Annotated in this window: 12 protein-coding genes and 1 other annotated feature; of the genes, 10 read left to right on the forward strand and 2 right to left on the reverse strand. The window is 40.2% G+C overall.

The window, feature by feature from the left end; all coding sequences use genetic code 11:
- Nucleotides 1-9: 9 nt before the first annotated feature.
- The 5 genes from BQ5364_RS03045 (at nucleotide 10) to BQ5364_RS03065 (ending at nucleotide 11,738) form a co-directional block, all read left to right on the forward strand.
- Nucleotides 10-1,689 carry a glycoside hydrolase family 13 protein gene (locus tag BQ5364_RS03045; protein ID WP_022250480.1) on the forward strand — a complete coding sequence of 560 codons (1,680 nt, stop codon included), beginning with the start codon at nucleotides 10-12 and terminating at the stop codon, nucleotides 1,687-1,689.
- 23 nt (nucleotides 1,690-1,712) lie between these two features.
- The gene (locus BQ5364_RS03050) at nucleotides 1,713-2,540 is read left to right on the forward strand and encodes a Cof-type HAD-IIB family hydrolase (protein WP_022250481.1); all 828 of its coding nucleotides are present in this window, start codon (nucleotides 1,713-1,715) and stop codon (nucleotides 2,538-2,540) included.
- Between the two features lie 204 nt (nucleotides 2,541-2,744).
- The gene (gene nagB, locus BQ5364_RS03055) at nucleotides 2,745-3,476 is read left to right on the forward strand and encodes a glucosamine-6-phosphate deaminase (RefSeq protein ID WP_022250482.1); all 732 of its coding nucleotides are present in this window, start codon (nucleotides 2,745-2,747) and stop codon (nucleotides 3,474-3,476) included.
- A 47-nt stretch (nucleotides 3,477-3,523) separates the two neighbouring features.
- Entirely contained in the window at nucleotides 3,524-4,636 is a 1,113-nt protein-coding gene (gene nagA / locus BQ5364_RS03060; RefSeq protein WP_071143611.1) for an N-acetylglucosamine-6-phosphate deacetylase, read from the forward strand.
- Between the two features lie 280 nt (nucleotides 4,637-4,916).
- Entirely contained in the window at nucleotides 4,917-11,738 is a 6,822-nt protein-coding gene (locus BQ5364_RS03065) for an Ig-like domain-containing protein (RefSeq protein ID WP_071143612.1), read from the forward strand.
- Nucleotides 11,739-11,756: 18 nt separating this feature from the next.
- Here the strand turns inward: BQ5364_RS03065 and BQ5364_RS03070 are convergent, their stop codons facing one another.
- Both BQ5364_RS03070 and BQ5364_RS03075 read right to left on the reverse strand, forming a co-directional pair.
- A complete protein-coding gene (locus tag BQ5364_RS03070) occupies nucleotides 11,757-13,112 on the reverse strand; it encodes a sensor histidine kinase (RefSeq protein ID WP_071143613.1) in 1,356 nt (451 codons plus the stop codon).
- Nucleotides 13,105-13,806 (reverse strand): response regulator transcription factor, encoded by a 702-nt coding sequence (locus tag BQ5364_RS03075; protein ID WP_071143614.1) that lies wholly within the window; start codon nucleotides 13,804-13,806, stop codon nucleotides 13,105-13,107. Before BQ5364_RS03075 ends, BQ5364_RS03070 begins: the two co-directional genes overlap by 8 nt.
- 138 nt (nucleotides 13,807-13,944) lie before the next feature.
- On the opposite strand from BQ5364_RS03075, the gene BQ5364_RS03080 reads away from it, so the two are divergent.
- The 5 genes from BQ5364_RS03080 (at nucleotide 13,945) to BQ5364_RS03100 (ending at nucleotide 21,181) form a co-directional block, all read left to right on the forward strand.
- Nucleotides 13,945-14,901, forward strand: coding sequence for a glycosyltransferase family 2 protein (locus BQ5364_RS03080; protein ID WP_071143615.1), 957 nt, complete (start codon nucleotides 13,945-13,947; stop codon nucleotides 14,899-14,901).
- Nucleotides 14,882-17,464 (forward strand): YfhO family protein, encoded by a 2,583-nt coding sequence (locus BQ5364_RS03085; protein WP_071143616.1) that lies wholly within the window; start codon nucleotides 14,882-14,884, stop codon nucleotides 17,462-17,464. The genes BQ5364_RS03080 and BQ5364_RS03085 overlap by 20 nt, the downstream gene beginning before the upstream one ends.
- A 16-nt stretch (nucleotides 17,465-17,480) precedes the next feature.
- Nucleotides 17,481-17,731, forward strand: a binding site (T-box leader).
- A gap of 102 nt (nucleotides 17,732-17,833) precedes the next feature.
- Nucleotides 17,834-19,057 carry a tyrosine--tRNA ligase gene (gene tyrS / locus BQ5364_RS03090; RefSeq protein WP_004612052.1) on the forward strand — a complete coding sequence of 408 codons (1,224 nt, stop codon included), beginning with the start codon at nucleotides 17,834-17,836 and terminating at the stop codon, nucleotides 19,055-19,057.
- 62 nt (nucleotides 19,058-19,119) lie between these two features.
- The gene (locus BQ5364_RS03095) at nucleotides 19,120-19,626 is read left to right on the forward strand and encodes a flavin reductase (RefSeq protein WP_071143617.1); all 507 of its coding nucleotides are present in this window, start codon (nucleotides 19,120-19,122) and stop codon (nucleotides 19,624-19,626) included.
- 271 nt (nucleotides 19,627-19,897) lie between these two features.
- Entirely contained in the window at nucleotides 19,898-21,181 is a 1,284-nt protein-coding gene (locus BQ5364_RS03100) for a substrate-binding domain-containing protein (RefSeq protein ID WP_004612054.1), read from the forward strand.
- Nucleotides 21,182-21,229 lie beyond the last annotated feature (48 nt).

The raw sequence follows: 21,229 nt of genomic DNA on the forward strand, positions 1-21,229 counted from the left end.
AGAAGGACAATGAGTGAATGGTGGAAAAAATCAGTTGTATACCAAATTTATCCGAGAAGTTTTAAAGACTCTAACGGAGATGGATTCGGAGATTTGAACGGAATTATAGAAAAATTGGATTATATCAAAAAGCTTGGGGCAGATGCAGTCTGGCTGAGTCCTGTGTTTGATTCTCCTCAGGATGATAATGGGTACGATGTCCGTGATTACCGAAAAATATATGACAAATTTGGAACAAACGAGGATATGGACCGCCTGATCGAAGAGGCACATGCCCGTGGAATCAAAATTATTTTGGATCTTGTGGTAAACCATACTTCGGATGAGCATGAGTGGTTTGTGGAGAGCTATAAATCCGATGACAATCCGTACAGTGATTTCTATTTTTGGAAAGACCCAAAAGCGGATGGAAGTGAGCCGAATAATTGGGGCTCCAGCTTTTGTGGAAGCGCTTGGGAATATGCGGAGACAAGAGGACAATATTACCTGCATTTCTACACAAAGAAACAGCCGGATTTGAATTGGGAAAACGAGCAAGTGAGACAGGCAGTCTATGACATTATGAAATACTGGTTTGATAAAGGGGTAGATGGATGGCGAATGGATGTGATTGCATCAATTTCCAAATATACCGATTTCCCAGATTATCCGCAGAAGCCAGGGCAGAAGTATTACACAGGGTATATGCATAGCAATGGTCCGCGTCTGCATGAATTTCTGCAGGAGATGAACAGAGAAGTGCTCTCAAAATATGACTGTATGACAGTAGGAGAAGCACCAGGGTCGACTGCTTCGGAGGCAAGTCTGTTCAGCAATCCAGAGCGGAAAGAGCTGAATATGATATTTACGTTTGAACATATGAATATTGACCGTATTCCAGGATCTGTAAACCGAAAATGGGCGCTGAAACCATTTTCATTGGTAGAACTAAAAAGAGTCATGAGTGAGTGGCAGAACAAGGTAAATGGAGTGGGTTGGAACTCTTTATATTTTGAGAATCATGATCAGCCGAGAGTGATTTCCAGATGGGGAAATGACCGTGAATATCGTAAGGAATGTGCAAAAGCATATGCAACGGTATTGCATGGTATGCAGGGAACTCCTTATATATACCAGGGAGAGGAAATCGGTATGACGAATGTGCAGTATGAATTAGACGAATATGACGATGTGGAAATTCATAATGCGTACAAAGAATTAGTGGAAACTGGCAAGAGTATCAGCAGAGAAGATTTTCAAAAGGCGGTTTGGAACAAAGCACGTGACAACGCACGTGTACCGATGCAGTGGGATGACAGTGACAATGCAGGATTTACAACCGGCACACCGTGGTTCAAAGTCAGTGACCGATATCAGGAGATCAATGTGAAAGAAGCACTTGCGGATGAAGATTCCATTTTTTATTATTATCAGAAATTGATCACACTGCGTCATACAGAAGATATTTTGACAGAAGCAGATTACCATCTGTTATTGCCGGAACATCCAGAATTATTCGTATATGAACGAACATGGAATGGAAAAAGATGGCTTGTGGCAGCGAATCTGTCAGAAAAAGAAATTTCATTGGAAGAGGTAAGAGATTGTCTGGATGAAACTATGAAGATTGTCATCAGCAACTATAAACGAACAGAAATTCCTGAGACATTTCTTCCTTATGAAGCATGGATTGCAGAAAAAATAGGATAGATGTGATAAAGAGGGGGATGGATATGAAAGACGTGAGGCTGGCGGCATTTGATTTGGATGGGACACTGTTGGATTCTGCAAATAAAATAAGTGATTTTACAATTCGACAGATTCAAAAGGCGATAGACAGAGGAATTGAGATTGTCATTGCCACTGGAAGAAGCGTGCCCCTATTTCCGGAAGAATTGAAAAGAGTGAGTGGAATACGTTATGCAATAGTGGAAAATGGGGCAGGTATATACGATCTGAAAAATCAGAGATTTCTTTTTCGCAGGACAATTCCATATGACATCGTGCGAAAAATCGCAGATTGTCTGGAGGTGGCCGACGGGTTTGCAGAATTTTTTTCAGAAGGAAATGTATATTCCGATATTGAAAATATCAGCCGTCTGAATCAGGTTGACAAAGATGATAATTTTGTTTCATATTTCAGACAGAATCATACCTTCGTAAATCATCTGAAAGCACAGGATAGACTGCTTGAAAATATAGAGAAGATTAATTTATTTTTTGTAAATCAGAATGTACAGGAAAAAATCAAAATGGTGCTGAAAGAGGAAACAGAAGTTTCAGCGACTTCTTCTATTGCAGATAATATAGAACTTCAAAACAGTAGTGTAAGTAAGGCATCGGGTCTGAAATGGCTTTGTGATATGCTTGGTATTAAAAAAGAAGAGACAATTGCGGTTGGAGACGGAGACAATGACAGAAAGATGTTAAGATTTGCAGGAATTGGTGCTGCAATGGCAAATGCTTCTGAAACAGTAAAAGGGGATGCTGATGTGATCCTTTTATCCAATAACGAGGATGGGGCTTTGCGATTTTTGTCAGAATATCTTGAGCTTGATTAAAAATAGATTGCACAAAATAGATAAGCTATTTTGTGCAATCTATTTTAGCGTTTAGGTAAAATTCTAAGAAAATTCCAAAAATCAGAGTATGCAATTATACACAAAATACGGCTGATTGTGCAATTGCTAGAAAGCAGTATATATATTATAATGAAATTAAGGGAATTATGAGATTTGGGAAAGCAGAAAAAGGAGAAAAAAGGTATGAAAATTATTAAAACAGCAGACTATAATGAAATGAGCAGAAAGGCAGCGAACTTGATCGGGGCACAGGTAATTATGAAACCAAACTGTATTTTGGGCTTGGCAACAGGATCTTCTCCGATTGGAACTTACAAAGAACTGATCAAAAGATGTGAAGAAGGAGATCTTGATTTTTCGCAGGTGAAATCTGTAAATCTTGATGAATACAAAGGACTTCCAAGAGACAATGATCAAAGCTATTATTACTTCATGAACCACAATCTGTTTGATCATATTAACATTGATAAAGCAAATACACATGTGCCTAATGGTATGGAGCCAGATGCGGCAAAAGAGTGTGCAAACTATGAAGAACTGATCAAATCCTTGGGAGGGGTTGATCTGCAGTTATTAGGTCTTGGACATAACGGACATATCGGATTCAATGAACCGGCAGAAGAATTTGACAAAGTGACACACTGTGTAGATTTGCAGGAGAGCACAATTGAAGCAAATAAACGTTTCTTCGAATCAGCGGACGATGTTCCAAGACAGGCTTATACAATGGGAATTGGCACGATTATGAGTGCAAAGAAAATTGTTGTGGTAGTAAGCGGTGAAGACAAAGCGGATATTGTAAAGAGAGCGTTTAGCGGACCGGTGACACCATCTGTTCCGGCATCTATTTTGCAGATGCATCCGGATGTGACTGTGATTTGTGATGCGGCTGCATATTCAAAAGTAGAAGCATAATCTGATCTGGAAGGAGGCGGCACAGGACAAGGACTGTGCAAAGTGTTATGATTATTAAAAATGTAAAAGTGTTTACAGAAGATAAAACATTTGAACCAGGAGCAATTGGAATTGAAAATGGTATTTTTAAGAATAATCTGTTTGACAGCGGAGAGATTATTGACGGAGAAGGCTGTTATGCAATCCCGGGATTGATTGATGTACATTTTCATGGATGTATGGGATATGATTTTTGTGATGGTACAAAAGAAGCAATTGAGAAGATTGCTGAATATGAGGCGTCTCAGGGAGTTACAACGATTGTTCCGGCAACGATGACTTTATCAGAAGAAGAGCTGATGAAAATCATGGCAAACGGAGGAACTTACGAGAACAAAGAAGGTGCGGCTGTGCTTGCTGGAATCAATATGGAAGGACCGTTTATCTGTTCGAAGAAAAAGGGAGCACAGGCAGCAACACATATTCACAAACCAGACGTTGCGATGTTCAGAAGGCTTCAGGAGGCAGCAAACGGATTGATTCGTCTCGTAGATATTGCACCGGAGGTAGAGGGGGCAATGGAATTTATCAGTGAGCTGAAGGATGAAGTGCATATTTCGTTTGCGCATACGACAGCGGACTACGATACAGCTAAGACAGGGTATGCATTGGGAGCTTGTCATGCAACACATCTGTACAATGCGATGCCACCATTTACACATAGAGAGCCAGGAGTAATCGGAGCAGCAAGAGACAGTGAACACTGTATGGTAGAGTTGATCTGTGATGGAATTCATATTCATCCGTCAGTTGTCCGTGCGACATTCCAAATGTTTGGAAATGACAGAGTCGTGTTGGTCAGTGATAGCATGAGAGCGTGTGGCTTGTCAGACGGAGATTATACACTTGGTGGACAAGATGTAAAGGTAGTAGGAAAGCTTGCGACTTTGAAATCGGACGGAGCAATTGCCGGTTCTGTCACAAACTTGATGGATTGTATGAGAACTGCAGTTAAAGAGATGGGTATTCCGCTGGAGAGCGCAGTTGCGGCTGCGACTATGAACCCTGCAAAAAGTGTTGGATTGTATGAACAATATGGCTCAATCACAGAGGGAAAAATAGCAAATGTAGTGCTGTTGGATGAGGATTTGAATATTAAAAAGATCATTATAAATGGTTAGAATAGAGATGGAGTTTATAAAGCAAGGTATATAGAAATATGTACCTTGTTTTTGTGTATAAAGAAAAAATATGTATAGTGTTTAAAAAGCAGAGGGGTGGAATTCTTGAAATTCCATCTCTCTTTGTTTGCAGATCTATATTGTGAGATTGAAAAGTAAATATACAAAATGTACAAAAATAAAAAATATATTGAAATACAAATCTACGCTATGTATAATATGTATTATCTATAAAGTTTGATATCTTGGTGAAAATGATGAAAATAGGAGGAAAAGGAAAGTGAAAAAGAAACTAGTTGCTTTTTTGATGGCGGTTTGTATGGCAGTGCCAAGCGTTGGGACAGTTGGAGCTACTGTGGAAGCAGCAGACAAAGAAGAAGCAAAGGTAATTGATGTAACCAAATATGGTGCGGATCCAACTGGTGCGACAGACAGTACACCGGCAATTAAAAAGGCTATTGAAGCGGCTAAAAAGGTAACAAAAAAATCGGATACACCTGTTGTAATCGATTTTCCGGAGGGTAGATATGATATTTATCCGGACCAGGCAGAAGAAAGAGAATTGTATATCTCGAATACAGTAGGAACAAATCAGACTTATAAAGATAAGAAGATAGGTATTCTGATTGAGGATATGGACAATGTAACGGTAGAAGGAAATGATTCATTGTTTATGTTCCATGGAAAGATGACAACATTTGCATCTATTGACAGTGAGAATGTAACATTCCAGAACTTTGAGGTGGATTTCCAAGTTCCGACAGTTATAGATATGACAGCTGTCAAAAAAGAAGGGAATGAGGTTACATACTATATTCCGGAATGCTATAACTATCAGGTAAATGGAAACAGTATCAAGTGGATGAGTGATAAGAGTCCGTATACAGAGGAATATTATTGGACATATACATTTAATGGTTCTACATATTCTCAGATTTTTGATACAAAAAACGGTCAGACATGGAGAAAACGAGGAAGCGACCAGCATGTTTTCAACAATGTATCAAAGATTGAAGATTTAGGAAATCATCAGGTAAAGATTACATATTCCAGTATGGGAACATTGGAAGAAGGATTCTGTTATCAATTGCGAGATACAACTCGAGATCATGCAGGAACATTTTTCTGGCAGAGCAAAGATGTTACTCTGAATGATTTAGATATTCGTTTTATTCATGGATTTGGTATGGTAGGGCAGTTCTCTGAAAATATTACAATGAAAGATGTGGATTTTGAGACAGACAAAGCATCTGGAAGAACAACAGCAGGTTACGCGGATTTCATTCAGATGTCAGGCTGTAAAGGATTGATTGATATTTCAGACTGTACATTTTCTAACCCACATGATGACCCAATCAATGTTCATGGTACATTCTTGCAGGTAATTGGAATTAGTGATGACAGAACAGAAGTGACTGTGCAGTACAAACATAATGAAACGGCTGGATTCCCGAATTACTATGTGGGAGATCAGGTAGAATTTTCAACATTGGGGAATATGGTTCCGGTATCTGAAAATGGGGACGTTGCAGTGAGAGAAGTTGTGAAAGTGGACGGACCGGATGGAAAAGGTGGCAAAGGAAGTCTGAACGATCTGACGAAGATTAAGCTTACATTTGACAAAGCGATTCCAGAAGGAGTACAGGTTAATCAACATGCGGTGGAAAACATTACATACACACCGAATGTGAAGATTCATGATAATATTTTTAAAGAAACTCCGACTCGTGGCGTACTCTGCACAACAAGAGGAAAAGTAGAGATTACTGATAATATGTTTGACAACATGGGGATGGCTGCGATTTATATTTCCAATGATGCACAGGGATGGTATGAATCAGGACGTACGACAGATGTGACGATCAAAGGAAATACATTTATTGTAAATCCGCTTACGGCAGGAGCTGCTGGAATCTTTGTGCAACCGACAAATAGAAATGTTGATGGAACAGTTCATAAGAATATGAAAATTGAAGGCAATACATTTTTCATGGCACAGAGTCAAAATGTATTGAATGCAAAATGTGTGGAAAATCTGACGTTTAAGAATAATAAAGTGTATCGTCAAAATCCAGATGTGACAGTAAGTGCGAAAGCGGATAAAACAAATCTTGCAGCAGGGGAATCTTCAAGTATCACTGTGACAGCAGATGGAGCGGAGCTTGGTGCAAAAGCATATCGTTTTGAAGGCTGTAAAAATGTTACAATCGAGGGTAATACATATGACGGAGGTTTAAATGCAGGTGTTGAGCTTGCAAGTACAGACAAAAACCAAGTGACAGTGAAAAATGACGTTGCAAAAGTGGGAGCAGATAACAAGCTGAATAAAGTGGGAACGATTTTCTACAAATCATCTAATGATAAAGTAGTAAAAGTATCTGCATCAGGTGTTGTGATAGCAGTGGGAAATGGAACAGCAGATGTAACGGCATATGCAGTTGCAGGAGGAAGAAAATTCGAGGCAGCTCCAATTACATATACAGTAGAAGGAGAAGCAACGGTCCAGCCGACTGCGATTAAAATTACAACAGAGACAGAAAAATTAACAGACCAAACATTGCAATATGCAGCAGAAGTGACAGCGGAAGACGGAGCGGATAAAGCTGTAACATGGTCAGTTGTTGATCCGACAACAGGTCAAGCAACAGATAAAGCAACAATCAATGAAACTTCAGGACTTTTGACAGCAGAAAAAAGCGGTGCGGTGGAAGTCGTTGCAAAGACAAAGAATGGTTTAGAAGCAAGAAAATTACTTTCTATCCAAGTGGGAGAAGTGACGCTTGCGGAGGAAATTACAATTGAGGGTGAAGATACATCTCGTTGGTCTATTCCAGAAACAAATAAGATTCATGTACAGGCAGCACAGGGAGGTACATTCAATAATCAGACACCAGCAAACTGGTTCAAGGTTCCGGTTGATAAAACTGTGAAAGAAGTGACAATTAAGATTGAAGGAAAGACCAAGAGTTCTTGGGAAGATGTAGGACTTTATCTTGGAAAAGATGCAGACAACTATGTGGCGATTCAGAGAAAACATCGCGGCGGAACAGAAGAAAATCTCGGAATGGTTAATGAAATGAACGGAGATGCAAATAACGGACGTGAACAGCTTAAAAAAGTTGAAGACCAAGATGTTGAAGAGATGTACTTTAAATTGTCAAGAGAAGGAAACAATGTAACATCTTATTATAAAGTAGAAGGAAAAGATTGGACAAAACTTGGAGAGACTGTAGAAAATACAACTTTTATTCCAGAAGGAGATGGTCAGTTTTATGTTGCATTTGGTGCAATGATGGATAAAAATGCAGATGGCAATACTTCGTATACTTTCTCTGAATTGACCGTTGATGGCAAAAAAGTGCCATTGACAAAAGACTCTGCACAGGAACTTGCAAAAGGAATTATTATCCAGGGAGAGAATAAAGAACGTTGGAATATAGAGGAAGAAAATAGAATTCACGTAAAATCAACAAAAGGTGGTACTTTTAAGGAACAGACACCGGCAAACTGGTTCAAAGTTCCGGTAGACAGTAATACAACAGAAGTATCTCTTAAGATTGAAGGGAAAACTGCAGTTGAATGGGAAGACGTAGGGCTTTATCTTGGAAAAGATGCAGACAACTATGTGGCAATTCAGAGAAAACATAGACAATCAAATGTTGGTGAACGATTCGGTATGGTTAGTGAGTCTAATCAGAGTGCAAGTGAGCAGTTGGCTGAGAGCGCAAGTGACAAGCAAGATGTAAAAGATCTTTATTTTAGATTATTAAGAAGCGATAATAAAGTCACATCTTACTATAGTGAAGATGGAAAAGATTGGACAAAATTTGGCAATGAAGTTACCAACACAACATTTATGCCAGACAGCAATGGTCAGTTGTATGTCGCATTCGGAGCTATGGGAAATGGAAATACAGAGTATGTATTCACAGACTTGAAAGTAAATAATAAGCCTGTTGCCTTGACTCAGTCAGTATCAGATAACCTTCCATCTGTATCTGAGGTATCTGTAGCTTACACAGAAGCAGAAAACAAATTGACAGCGTCTTACAAATTGGGCGAAGGTTCGGATAAGATTGTGAAATGGGCAGTTTCCAGTGAAGAAAATGGATTCTATTCAGTTTTAGAAGCAAATGCAGGTGACACATTGACTGCAACTCCGGATATGAAGAATAAATATGTGAAAACAGTTGTTGTTCCAGTAAAAGATAGTGGAGTATCTGGAGACATCGTATGGTCATCTAAGGCAGTGAAAGTGACAGGAGAAGGACTGGATGCAGGAAACGCAAAATCTGCAAATGCACGGTTAGCTAAAGCAGACATTACAGGACTTACAAAAGGATTTGAATTCGACAAAAATACATTGACATATCTTACAATGGCAACAACAGAAGAGAAAGAACTCAATGTAGAATTTGCGGCAGAAGACAAAAATGCAAAAGTTGAGACTGTATTCAATGATAAAGTGGTACAAGGTAACAAAGGTAAACTGACACTTACAAGTGGACGTAACTTGATTGAAGTGACAGTAACTGCAGAAGATGGTATTACAAAGAAATATTATCGTTTCACCATTTTCCGTGATGGAGATGATAATGCAAAATTGACTTCTTTGAAAGTAGATGGGCAAACAGTTGAATTAAAAGACGATGTATACGAATACAGAGTTGATGTGAATAAAGCAAAAGAAGTTGCATTAGAAGTAGTAGCAAACGCATCTGCAAAAGTAGCAATGTCATTCGAGGGTAAAGTTGTAAAAGACAACAAAGTAACTTTGCAACCAGGCAGCAATATGGTGAATATTATCGTGACACCAGAAACGAGTGCAGAGCCAACACGTTACGCAGTAAATATTAAAGTTCCGGATCCGACAAATGCAAATCTGGAAAGTGTTGTATTCAGTGACAATGTAAAATTAGATAAGAAGTTTGAAAAAACAACGACAGAATATACTGGAATCGCAACTTCTTCTGCAATAACAATAGATGTGGCAGCCGAAGAAAAAGATGCGACGGTAAAAGTAACTGTCAATGGAAAAGAACAAAAAGAACTCAAGAAGGTTAAACTTGTAGAAGGAGACAATACAATTGTAATTGAAGTGACTTCTCCGGACAAGAAAGAGAAAAAGACTTATACATTCGAGTTAGAAGGAAAGAGTGTTATCTATCTTTCTGATTTGGAGCATAAGAATAATTCGACAAATGGTTGGAGCAATAAACCATTTGGAATGGATAAGACTTATGAAGGAAATCCAATTAGACTGGTAGAAGATGAAGAACAGAATATTCGTACATTTGAAAAAGGTGTATGGTCTCATGCTACTGCAAATATTTACTACGACTTGGAAAACAAAGGTTATAAAGAGTTTGAAACGTACGTGGGGGTAGATGCAGCACAGCTTGGAAAACCTGGCTCAGTAACATTTAAAGTGTTTATAGATGAGCAAGAAGTATTTACTTCAACAAAAGAGATGGTTCCAGAAGATATTATGCAACATGTTAAAGTTACGATTCCAGAGGGAGCAAAAGAGCTTCATTTGCAGGCATTGATGGGAGCAAGTGATAGCAACGACCACGCTGACTGGGCGGATGCAAAATTTGTCACAGCATTTGATGGAGGAGAAGAGCCGAGCGTACCAGTAGAGAGTGTAGCAGTGACAGCTGACAAGAAAGAGTTAAAAGTTGGCGAGACAGCACAGGCAACAGCGATCGTAACACCAGATAATGCAACAAACAAAGAGGTAACATGGTCTGTATCAGATAAAGAGGTAATTTCTGTGGATAACACTGGAAAAGTAACAGCAAAAGCAAAAGGAACAGCAGAAGTTATTGCAACAGCCGAAAATGGCGTAAGCGGGAAAGTGGTAATCACAGTGACAGAAAAGGATACGCCGGTAGAGCCAGATGTAGAAGTAGAAAGTATCGAAGTGACAGCAGCAGACACAGAGCTGAAGGTTGGAGATACAACAAAAGTAACAGCACAAGTGTTACCGGACAATGCAACAAATAAAGATGTGACATGGTCTGTATCGGATAAGAACGTGCTTTCAGTGAGCGAAGATGGAACAGTAACAGCGAAAGCAAAAGGAACAGCAGAAGTTATTGCAACAGCCGCAAATGGCGTAAGCGGGAAAGTGGTAATCACAGTGACAGAAAAGGATACGCCGGTAGAGCCAGATGTAGAAGTAGAAAGTATCGAAGTGACAGCAGCAGACACAGAGCTGAAGGTTGGAGATACAACAAAAGTAACAGCACAAGTGTTACCGGACAATGCAACAAATAAAGATGTGACATGGTCTGTATCGGATAAGAACGTGCTTTCAGTGAGCGAAGATGGAACAGTAACAGCGAAAGCAAAAGGAACAGCAGAAGTTATTGCAACAGCCGCAAATGGCGTAAGCGGGAAAGTGGTAATCACAGTGACAGAAAAGGATACGCCGGTAGAGCCAGATGTAGAAGTAGAAAGTATCGAAGTGACAGCAGCAGACACAGAACTGAAGGTTGGAGATACAACAAAAGTAACAGCACAAGTGTTACCGGACAATGCAACAAATAAAGATGTGACATGGTCTGTATCGGATAAGAACGTGCTTTCAGTGAGCGAAGATGGAACAGTAACAGCGAAAGCAAAAGGAACAGCAGAAGTTATTGCAACAGCTGAAAATGGCGTGAGCGGGAAAGTTACAATTGAAGTAACAGAAAAAGATATTCCAGTAGAACCGGACAAAGCTGACAAATCAGATTTACAAGAATTGGTAGATAAATACAGCGAACTGAAAGAGAAAGATTATACAGCAGATAGCTGGAAAGGCTACCAGGAAGCAATGGATACAGCAAAAAAAGTGCTGGCAGATGAGGATGCAACTCAGGAAGAAGTAGATGCAGCAAGCACAGTGTTGAAAAATGCGGTTGATAAGCTGGTAAAAGTGGATGAACAAAAGAAACCAGAACAAAAACCATCTGATTCAAATAAAGATAAGAATCAGGAAAAACCGGTTAAAACAGGGGATACAATGACAGTATTACCAGTTGCGGTTCTTATGGCAGCATGTGTAGCGGTAGTTGCAGTATTTGTGCGTAAGAGACGAGAGGGGCGTTCATAAGAAAATAGAACGAGAGGTTTAAGACCTCTCGTTTTTTAATGTCAGCAACACGGAAAATTGTGTCGCTGTTTTTTCAATCGTTGTTGTACCACCCATTAGCTGCATCATTTTTACAGTGCTCTTCAATCCGATCTGATTGCTTTCTATGGCAGAGAAATCTTTTTTGACAGTGTTTGTAAGCTTGATGGTAATGGAATGTAGTGCTTGTGTGACTGTGACGGTTATCCTATCCTGCTTATCTCCGTATTTGATAATGTTGGAGAATAGATTTGAAAAAATGCGTTTCAGCATCGTTACATCACAGAGAAAAAAGAACGTACTCTCAGGAAAGGCAAGTTCTGTCTGAAAACCAACCAATTTCAGAAATTCACAGTGCTCCATCAAAATCTGTCTTAACAGAGCGTAATTTTGAGAGTGCAGTTCCGGTGTCTCAGTGGGATCAAATACGAGCGCATACTCAAACATACGATCTGTCATTTCTTTGATGTCCGCTGTCTTTTGCAGACAACGGTTTAAATATTCCTCTTGCTTATCAGGGCGTTTTTGCTGCTTTAAAATTTCCAAATATCCATTCAAAATGGTGAGCGGTGTGCGAAGGTCATGTGACATCGCGGTAATTAAGTCCTGATTGGCTTTGCGGCTCTCCTGCTCGGACTGTATATTTTCGTCAAAGGCGATGCGGAGATGATCAAGTTCATGGGAGAGGATTCCGATTTCATTTTTTTGGTAGTCTGGAAAAGGATGTGACAGATCGCCACCTGCCATCACGAGCACATCGTCTTTTAAGCGAATGATCTGTTTCATTTTCCGGCTGACAAAAAAAAGTACAAGAAAAAGGAAGAATCCGATACAGACTACGAGAAGCACCATACAGTATGGGTAGAGAAAGAAGGAACTGTGGTAAAAAGTAATATGTACCTGCGCCATTCCGTTTTTAAATTGAATCGGAAAGCTGATTGGGGTTTCGCCCTCTCCACCGGTCAAAGCATAGCCGAAGTCAAAAAAACTCCGAAACGCATGTTTTTCCATGGAAATCGGAGTTTTTCCGCACAGAAAAATTCCATCTTCCAAGCCGTAAAGATAAATACCTGTATAGTCGTCCACGAGATCGAAGAAAGGCTGCATTTTTTCGATCGTTTCCTTGTCATCTTCTGAGTCTGGGATGTCATATTTGAGTGCCTCCTCATACAGCGTTCCCCAAAAGGAATCGTCGTTTAGCTGCGGGTAAAAGTTGAATTTGTCGTTCAGATAACCGAAGGTCTCATAGCGTTTTCCCCATAAGAACGAAAAAAGGAGATAGCAGAGTGCTCCGGCGAGTAGTATGACAATTGCAAACTGCGTGCGTATTTTACAGTTCTGAAATTTCTTAATCACATCGATACCCCTTTCCCCAGACCGTTCTGACGATAGTTGGATGATTCGGATCCATTTCCACTTTTCGTCTCAGATTCCGAATATGCACCGTTACGGTGTTGTTTGCGCCATAATAGTAAGGCTCGTCCCAAACAGCCTCATAGAGCCGTTCTGCAGAAAAAAGTTGTTTCCGGTTTTTCACGAGAAGGAGTAACATTCGGTACTCTGTGTCAGTCAGGTCGAGCGGCTTCCCGTCTGATAAGACTTCTTCTTTCTCTTCGTCAATGGTAAGATGACGGTATTGAAAGGTTGTTTGTGGAGGTAGTGCTTCTTTTTTTCCCTTGTAAATGTGATAGCGGCGGATGAGCGCTTTGACACGGCTGATCAGCTCACTGTAGGAAAATGGTTTGGCGAGATAGTCATCACCTCCGCTTGAAAATCCAAGTGTCTTGTCGCTGTCCTTTGTTTTGGCGCTCAGAAATAGAATTGGGGCATTTGTTATTTTACGGATTTCCAGACAGGTCTGATATCCGTTAAGTCCAGGCATCATAATATCTAAAATGATGAGGTCGAAACAAGTTGTCTGTAAGAGGTCGAGTGCGGTTTTTCCGTCTTTTGCTTCTTCTGTTAAAAAGCCCTCACCGGACAGCAGAATCTGTATGATTTCTCGAATCTCCGGGTTGTCGTCGACGATCAAAATGTGTGCATTATCCATGGTGTTTCCTCCGTGTTTTGTCTTCTATGCTTATTATAGCGAAAAAATGACAAAAATCAGAGAGACTTAAGAAATCTTAAGAATTAGTTGCGTAGTTCCTTAAGATTTTATCTGTAAAATAGACGTGAGGTGAGAAAAATGAATAAAATTAGTATTGTGATACCTTGCTTTAACGAGGAGGAGGCTCTGCCGGTATATTATGAGGAGATGAGCCGTATTATGAAACAGATGCAAGGAGTAGACTTTGAATTGCTGTTTGTGGATGATGGATCTTCGGATCGGACACTTGGGATTATGAAAAGTCTGCATGAGAGGGATGAGCGCTGCAAATATTTATCGTTTTCAAGAAATTTTGGAAAAGAGGCGGCGATTTATGCGGGACTTAGCAATGCAGAGGGGAATTATGTGGCAATTATGGATGTGGATTTACAGGATCCGCCGAGTCTGCTGCCCGAGATGTATCGAACTCTTATTGAAGAGCCGTACGACAGTGTGGCGACAAAGCGGTCTACACGGACAGGGGAGCCAAAAATCCGTTCCTTTTTATCCAATCGTTTTTATAAATTTATCAATAAGATTTCCAAGACAGAGATTGTAAGCGGAGCCAGAGATTATCGATTGATGAAACGAAAAATGGTAGATGCGATTTTGGAGATGAGCGAATATAACCGATTCTCGAAGGGCATCTTTGAGTGGGTCGGATTCCGCACAAAATGGATGGAGTTTGAGAATGTAGAACGGTCAGCAGGAGAGACAAAGTGGTCGCTGCGCAAATTATTTTTCTATTCGTTGGAAGGGATTACAGGGTTTTCGGTTGCCCCGCTTTCCTTGGCGTCCGTTGTCGGAATTTTGTTCTGTATCCTTTCTTTTTTGATAATTGTGTTTATTATTGTGCGCACGATCGTGTGGGGGGATCCGGTAGCAGGCTGGCCTTCACTTGTGTGTATCATTTTTATGGTGAGCGGAGTACAACTGCTTTGTACCGGAATTGTTGGGCAGTACTTGTCTAAGACATATTTGGAGACGAAGCATCGTCCGATTTACATATTGAAAGATTCCAGCGAGGAGAACCAATATGAACAGGCAGAAGTTTAAACAAACGATTCCGTATCTGCTACTGGGAATGTTCACACTGTTTTTTGGCTGGTTTTTTTGCGGAAGATATGGTGTATTTGGCTCGAAGGTAGACTGGATCAGTCAGCACAGCGTACTGCCGGATTATTTCCGGCAGCAGTTTTATAATACAGGACAGCTATTTCCGGAGTTTGCAGCAAATATCGGAGGAGGGCAAAATATTTATAACTTTGCCTATTATGGGTTGTATAGCCCTGTTGTTTTGATCTCGTATTTTCTGCCTTTTGTAAAAATGAGCGATTATATGATGGCTGCAGGCGTTATAAGTCTTTTAGCAGCTGTCTTATTGTTTTATAAATGGCTTTTGCGAAGAGGGATTACGAGCAGGCTTAGTTTTCTGACGGCGTTGCTTTTTTTATTGTCCGGACCGATGATCTACCATTCTTATAATCAGATTATGTTTGTCAATTATATGCCGTTTTTGTGTCTGGCATTTTTAGGTGTAGATCGGTATTTTGAGAAACAGAAAGCAGGACTCTACACGATAAGTGTATTTCTTATGATTCTGACAAGTTTCTACTTTAGCATAGGTGGAATGTTTGCGCTTGTATTGTATGTTATTTATCGGTATACCGAGGGCAAAGAGAAACTTGGAGAAAATATAAAGATTTTAGGGTTTGTGTCAGATGGATTTCGCTTCCTTTTACCGATGCTGACGGCAGTTTTGATGAGTGCCGTACTTCTTGTGCCGACGGCGATGGCGCTTGCGGGAGGACGAGAAGGAGGACATAAGACGGCACTGTCTGCGCTTTTGATTCCGGAAATTCCGATTTTCCGGGTTGTATATACGCCGTACGGTATCGGATTGACAACACTTGCGATCACGGTCCTGATTACCGGATTGACATATCGGAAGCTATATGAGAAATTTTTGCACATTGCCTGTATCGTTATTTTGGCAGTACCTTTGTTTGCCTATTTGCTTAATGGAGGACTTTATATTCGGGATAAAGTGATGATTCCATTTTTGCCGTTTTTATGTTATCTGATTGCAACTTATTTGGAAAAGCAAAAACGGCGTGAAATCTCTTTTTGGGCAGGAGCCTTGCCGTTTTTACTGACAATTGTGTTGGTGTATATGGGACGTGAACAAGGAAAATATTCAGAATATCTGGGCTGGGTGCTGGTGGATGCGCTGGTGATGCTTGTCTGCTATCTTATTTTTTATTGGAAGAAATTCGATTGGGTTCTCATCGTTGTTCCAATTGGCTTTTTGGCGCTGTATGGAGTGGTGCTGCACAAAAGTGCCGACAAGATGATCGAACCGGCATTTTACGAAGAGGTGACAAATAAGCAGATTCGAACTGAGATTGAAGAGTTAACAGAAAAAGAGAACGGATTTTACCGAATGGAGCAAAGCGGCACGACAAGTGAAAATGCCGCAAATTTGAACCGTATTTGGAATATGCAGCAGTATGTATCATCGATTTATTCGTCTTCCTACAATCCGGCGTACCAGAAATTTCGAACCGAAACATTTCTGGTGGAACAGCCATTTCGAAATGTATTGATGCAGTCTGTGACAGAAAACCCGATTTATCAGAAATTGATGGGGGTAAAATACATTCTTTCTGAACAAGAAATCACAGGGTATCAACAGGAGAAGAAAGTCGGAGATGTGACAGTCTATAAAAATGAAGAAGTTCTTCCGATTGCGTATGTGACAAATCAGATGATTTCGGAAAAAGCGTATGAAGATTTGGAATTTCCGTACAGTCAGCTCGCTTTTTTGCGATTTGCTGTAGGAAAATCAGTAAATGATACAGTGAATCCGAAAGAGGTGTTGAACAGTCAGGTGAAAGAGACTGGGGCAGAGATTCCGATGGAAGATACGAAGGCGATTGAAAAGATAGAAGATGGATACCATATTAAGTCAAAAAAAATTCAGAATGTGAAATTAAAAATCAGTGAGGAGGCACAGAAGGAAGAGATTCTGTTTGTGCAGTTTGAACTAAAAAATTACAAGACATCCAAGGATGTTTCTGTGTGGCTTGCAGGTGTGAAAAATAAACTAAGCGCAGGATCGCATATTTACTATAATGGCAACACAACCTTTACTTATGCGGTAAACCTAAAGGCGGGACAAACGGAAGTGAATCTGGGACTAGGAGCAGGAAACTATGAAATCCGAAACCTTCGATGCTATATCGGAAATACTGACGAATCCTTAAAGACGCTGTGCCAAAGCGAATTTAGGATGGACAAGGCACAGACAAAAGGAAACCGAATTGTAGGAAGTGTGGACGGCGTGAAAGATGGGTATCTGATTACATCGATTCCATATGATGAGCACTTTGAAGTGAAGATAGATGGAAAAGACGTGAAGTATGAAAAAGTCAATACGGCATTTTTAGGAGTAAAGATGCCGGTCGGAACACATGAGGTAGAGATTGTGTATCATGCACCGGGATTGAAGATGGGAAAAGTATTGTCTGTGACGGGCTTGCTGCTCTTGGCTGGAATGATGCTTTGGAACAAGAAAAAGGCGTATAAGCCCCTTGACAAATATCATTTTATGGGGTAGTATTTCCTCAGAATAAGAAACGGCGAAGAAAAGAAAAAGTAATAATTGAGACGCCATACAGAAAGCTGCCGGTTGATGAGAGGCGCATGGAAAGTCGATTATGAATACATCTTGGAGCTTTGCACCGAACAGTGACATAATTCTAAGTAGGCTGCAACGGGATGGCACACGTTATCGTGCCTGAGTATTGATAGATACTTGCAGAGGCGTTTGCTGTGAAGTGAATGCGAATGAAGGTGGTACCGCGGGATTACACTCGCCCTTTATGTTAGATAAGGGGCGGGTTTTTTTAATTATAGAAAATTATATGTCATGCAATAAAACGCTCCGAAAAGTAATAAAACCGACAGACAAGAAGGAGAATGAAAAATGAAGATTTATGATGAATTGAAAGCAAGAGGATTGATTGCGCAGGTAACAGACGAAGAGCTGATCAGCAACTTGATTAATGAAGGAAAGGCAACATTTTACATCGGATTTGACCCGACAGCAGACAGTCTTCATGTGGGACATTTTATGGCACTGTGCCTGATGAAACGTCTTCAGATGGCAGGGAATAAACCAATCGCATTGATCGGGGGAGGAACAGGATACATCGGAGATCCATCTGGAAGAACAGATATGCGATCTATGATGACCCCGGAGCAGATTCAGCACAACTGCGACTGCTTTAAAGAGCAGATGAGCAAATTCATTGATTTCTCAGAAGGAAAAGCAATGATGGTAAACAATGCAGACTGGCTTTTGGATCTGAACTACATTGAATTGCTTCGCGAAGTAGGGGCGCACTTTAGCGTGAACCGTATGCTGACAGCAGAGTGCTACAAACAGAGAATGGAAAAAGGACTGAGCTTCTTAGAGTTTAACTACATGATCATGCAGGCGTATGATTTCTACGCATTGTACCAGAAATACGGATGTAATCTTCAGTTCGGTGGAGATGACCAGTGGAGCAATATGCTGGCAGGTACAGAATTGATCCGCCGTAAGCTTGGAAAAGATGCAAGTGCGATGACAATCACATTACTTTTGAACTCTGAAGGAAAGAAAATGGGAAAAACACAGTCTGGTGCAGTTTGGCTTGACCCGAATAAGACATCACCATTTGAATTTTATCAGTACTGGAGAAATGTCGCAGATGCAGATGTTCTGAAATGTATCCGTATGCTTACATTCCTTCCGTTGGAAGAGATTGACAAGATGGATGACTGGGAAGGAAGCCAGCTGAATCAGGCAAAAGAGATTCTCGCATTTGAGTTGACAAAACTTGTTCATGGAGAAGAGGAAGCGACAAAAGCACAGGAAAGTGCAAGAGCATTGTTCTCAAGTGGTGCAGCAGCAAACATGCCGACAGCAGAACTTACAGAAGAAGATCTTGTGAACGGAAGTATCGATATTTTGACAATGCTTGTAAAGAGCGGATTAGTTCCATCTAAATCTGAAGCAAGACGTGCTGTAGATCAGGGCGGTGTTGCTGTAGATGGAGACAAAGTTACTGATATTAAAGCGGTATTTGCAAAAGACGTGTTTGCAGGAGAAGGTATCGTGCTGAGAAGAGGGAAAAAGAACTTTAGAAAAGTAATCATGAAATAAGGTTCTGAAACATAGACTTATGACAGCTGCCTTATGTGGCGCAGGTGAAAGGAGTGTATAAGATGGCATTTCAAGAAGTGAAAATAGAAGACCTTTCGTTCAATCCATTTACAAAGATTGGAAAAGAATGGCTTTTGATTACAGCGGGAAATGAAGAATCCTATAATACAATGACAGCAAGCTGGGGAGGCGTTGGTGTTATGTGGGGAAAGAATGTGGTAAGTGTTTACATTCGTCCACAGAGATACACGAAAGACTTCGTAGATCACAATGATCTGTTTACGATTGCGTTTTTTGGGGAAAACTATCGTCCGGCGCTTGCTTACTGTGGAAAAATATCCGGAAGAGACGAGGATAAGGTGAAAAATGCAGGATTGACACCGTATTTTACAGATGGAACAGTGGCGTTTGAAGAGGCGGATATGATTATGGTCTGCAAAAAACAGTATCATCAAGAGATGCGTCCGGAATGTTTTGATGTCAAAGAGAATGATGCAAGATGGTATCCGGAAAAAGATTATCATACGATGTATATGGCTGAAATTGTGAAGGTGCTTGTGAAAGAATAAGAGTGCGAAAAGAAGAGGAATCCACCAGGTGATTGAACTGGGAGGGTTCCTTTTTTTGTGCTGATAAAAATGTTTGGTGAAAGTGTATATGCAAAATGATGTCGTTTTTTGTAATTTATTAAAAGTATTAATATAAAATTTTTGTGAAAGCTTTAAAATTTCAATGAAAAAAGAAAAATATCCTATATTTTTTCTTTAAAACATATATTATACTAGCAATATCAACAAACGACGGAGCGAAACGTCGATAACAGAAGGGAGAACAAAAGTTATGAAAAGAAAATTAGCATTATTAGCAATGGCAGGATTACTCGTTGTATCTACAGCAGCATGTGGATCAAGTGGAGGAGACAATGGAGGATCTGACAAAGGCGGAGACAAATCCACATCAGACGTTGCGAACAAAGATAAACCTTTAGTATGGTTCAACCGTCAGCCATCTAACAGCTCTACAGGTGAGTTAGACAAGAACGCTTTGAACTTTAATAAAGATACATATTATGTAGGATTTGATGCTAATCAGGGTGCTGAACTTCAAGGAACAATGATCAAAGAGTACATTGAAGAAAATATTGCTACAATCGATAAAAATGGTGATGGTGTAATCGGTTATGTATTGGCAATCGGTGATATCGGACATAATGACTCTATCGCTCGTACAAGAGGTGTTCGTAAAGCTCTTGGAACAGACGTTGAAAAAGATGGTGCAATCAACAGTGACCCAATCGGAACTAATACAGATGGTTCTTCAAAAGCAGTAAAAGATGGTTCAATCGAAGTTGGCGGAAAGAAATATATTATTCGTGAGCTTGCTTCTCAGGAAATGAAGAACTCTTCAGGAGCTACATGGGATGCGGCAACAGCAGGTAATGCAATCGGAACATGGTCTTCTTCATTCGGTGATCAGATCGATGTAATCGCATCTAACAACGATGGTATGGGAATGTCAATGTTCAATGCTTGGTCAAAAGACAATCAAGTTCCTACATTCGGATACGATGCAAATAACGATGCAGTTGCAGCTATCGCAGAAGGATACGGCGGAACAATCAGCCAGCATGCAGACGTACAGGCATATTTAACACTTCGTGTTCTTCGTAACTCACTTGATGGTGTAGATATTGACACAGGTATCGGTACAGCAGATGAAGCTGGAAATGTTCTTTCAGAAGACGTATACAGATACAGCGAAGAAGAACGTTCTTACTATGCATTGAACGTAGCAGTTACAGCTGAAAACTATAAAGAATTTACAGATTCTACAAAGGTATTCGAACCAGTTTCAAATCAACTTGATGAAAAAGAACATGCAAAGAAAAAAGTATGGTTGAACATCTACAATGCTTCTGATAACTTCTTAAGCTCAACATATCAGCCATTACTTCAGAACTATGATGATCTTCTTAACCTTGATGTTGAATACATCGGTGGTGATGGACAGACAGAATCTAACATTACAAACCGTCTTGGAAATCCAAGCCAGTATGATGCGTTCGCAATCAACATGGTTAAGACAGACAACGCAGCTTCTTACACATCTTTATTGAATCAATAATAACAAAAAAGAAATGAAAAAGAGCAGATTATTGGGAAGAAGAAATTC

Source organism: Coprococcus phoceensis (assembly GCF_900104635.1).
GTDB classification, from domain to species: domain Bacteria; phylum Bacillota; class Clostridia; order Lachnospirales; family Lachnospiraceae; genus Faecalimonas; species Faecalimonas phoceensis.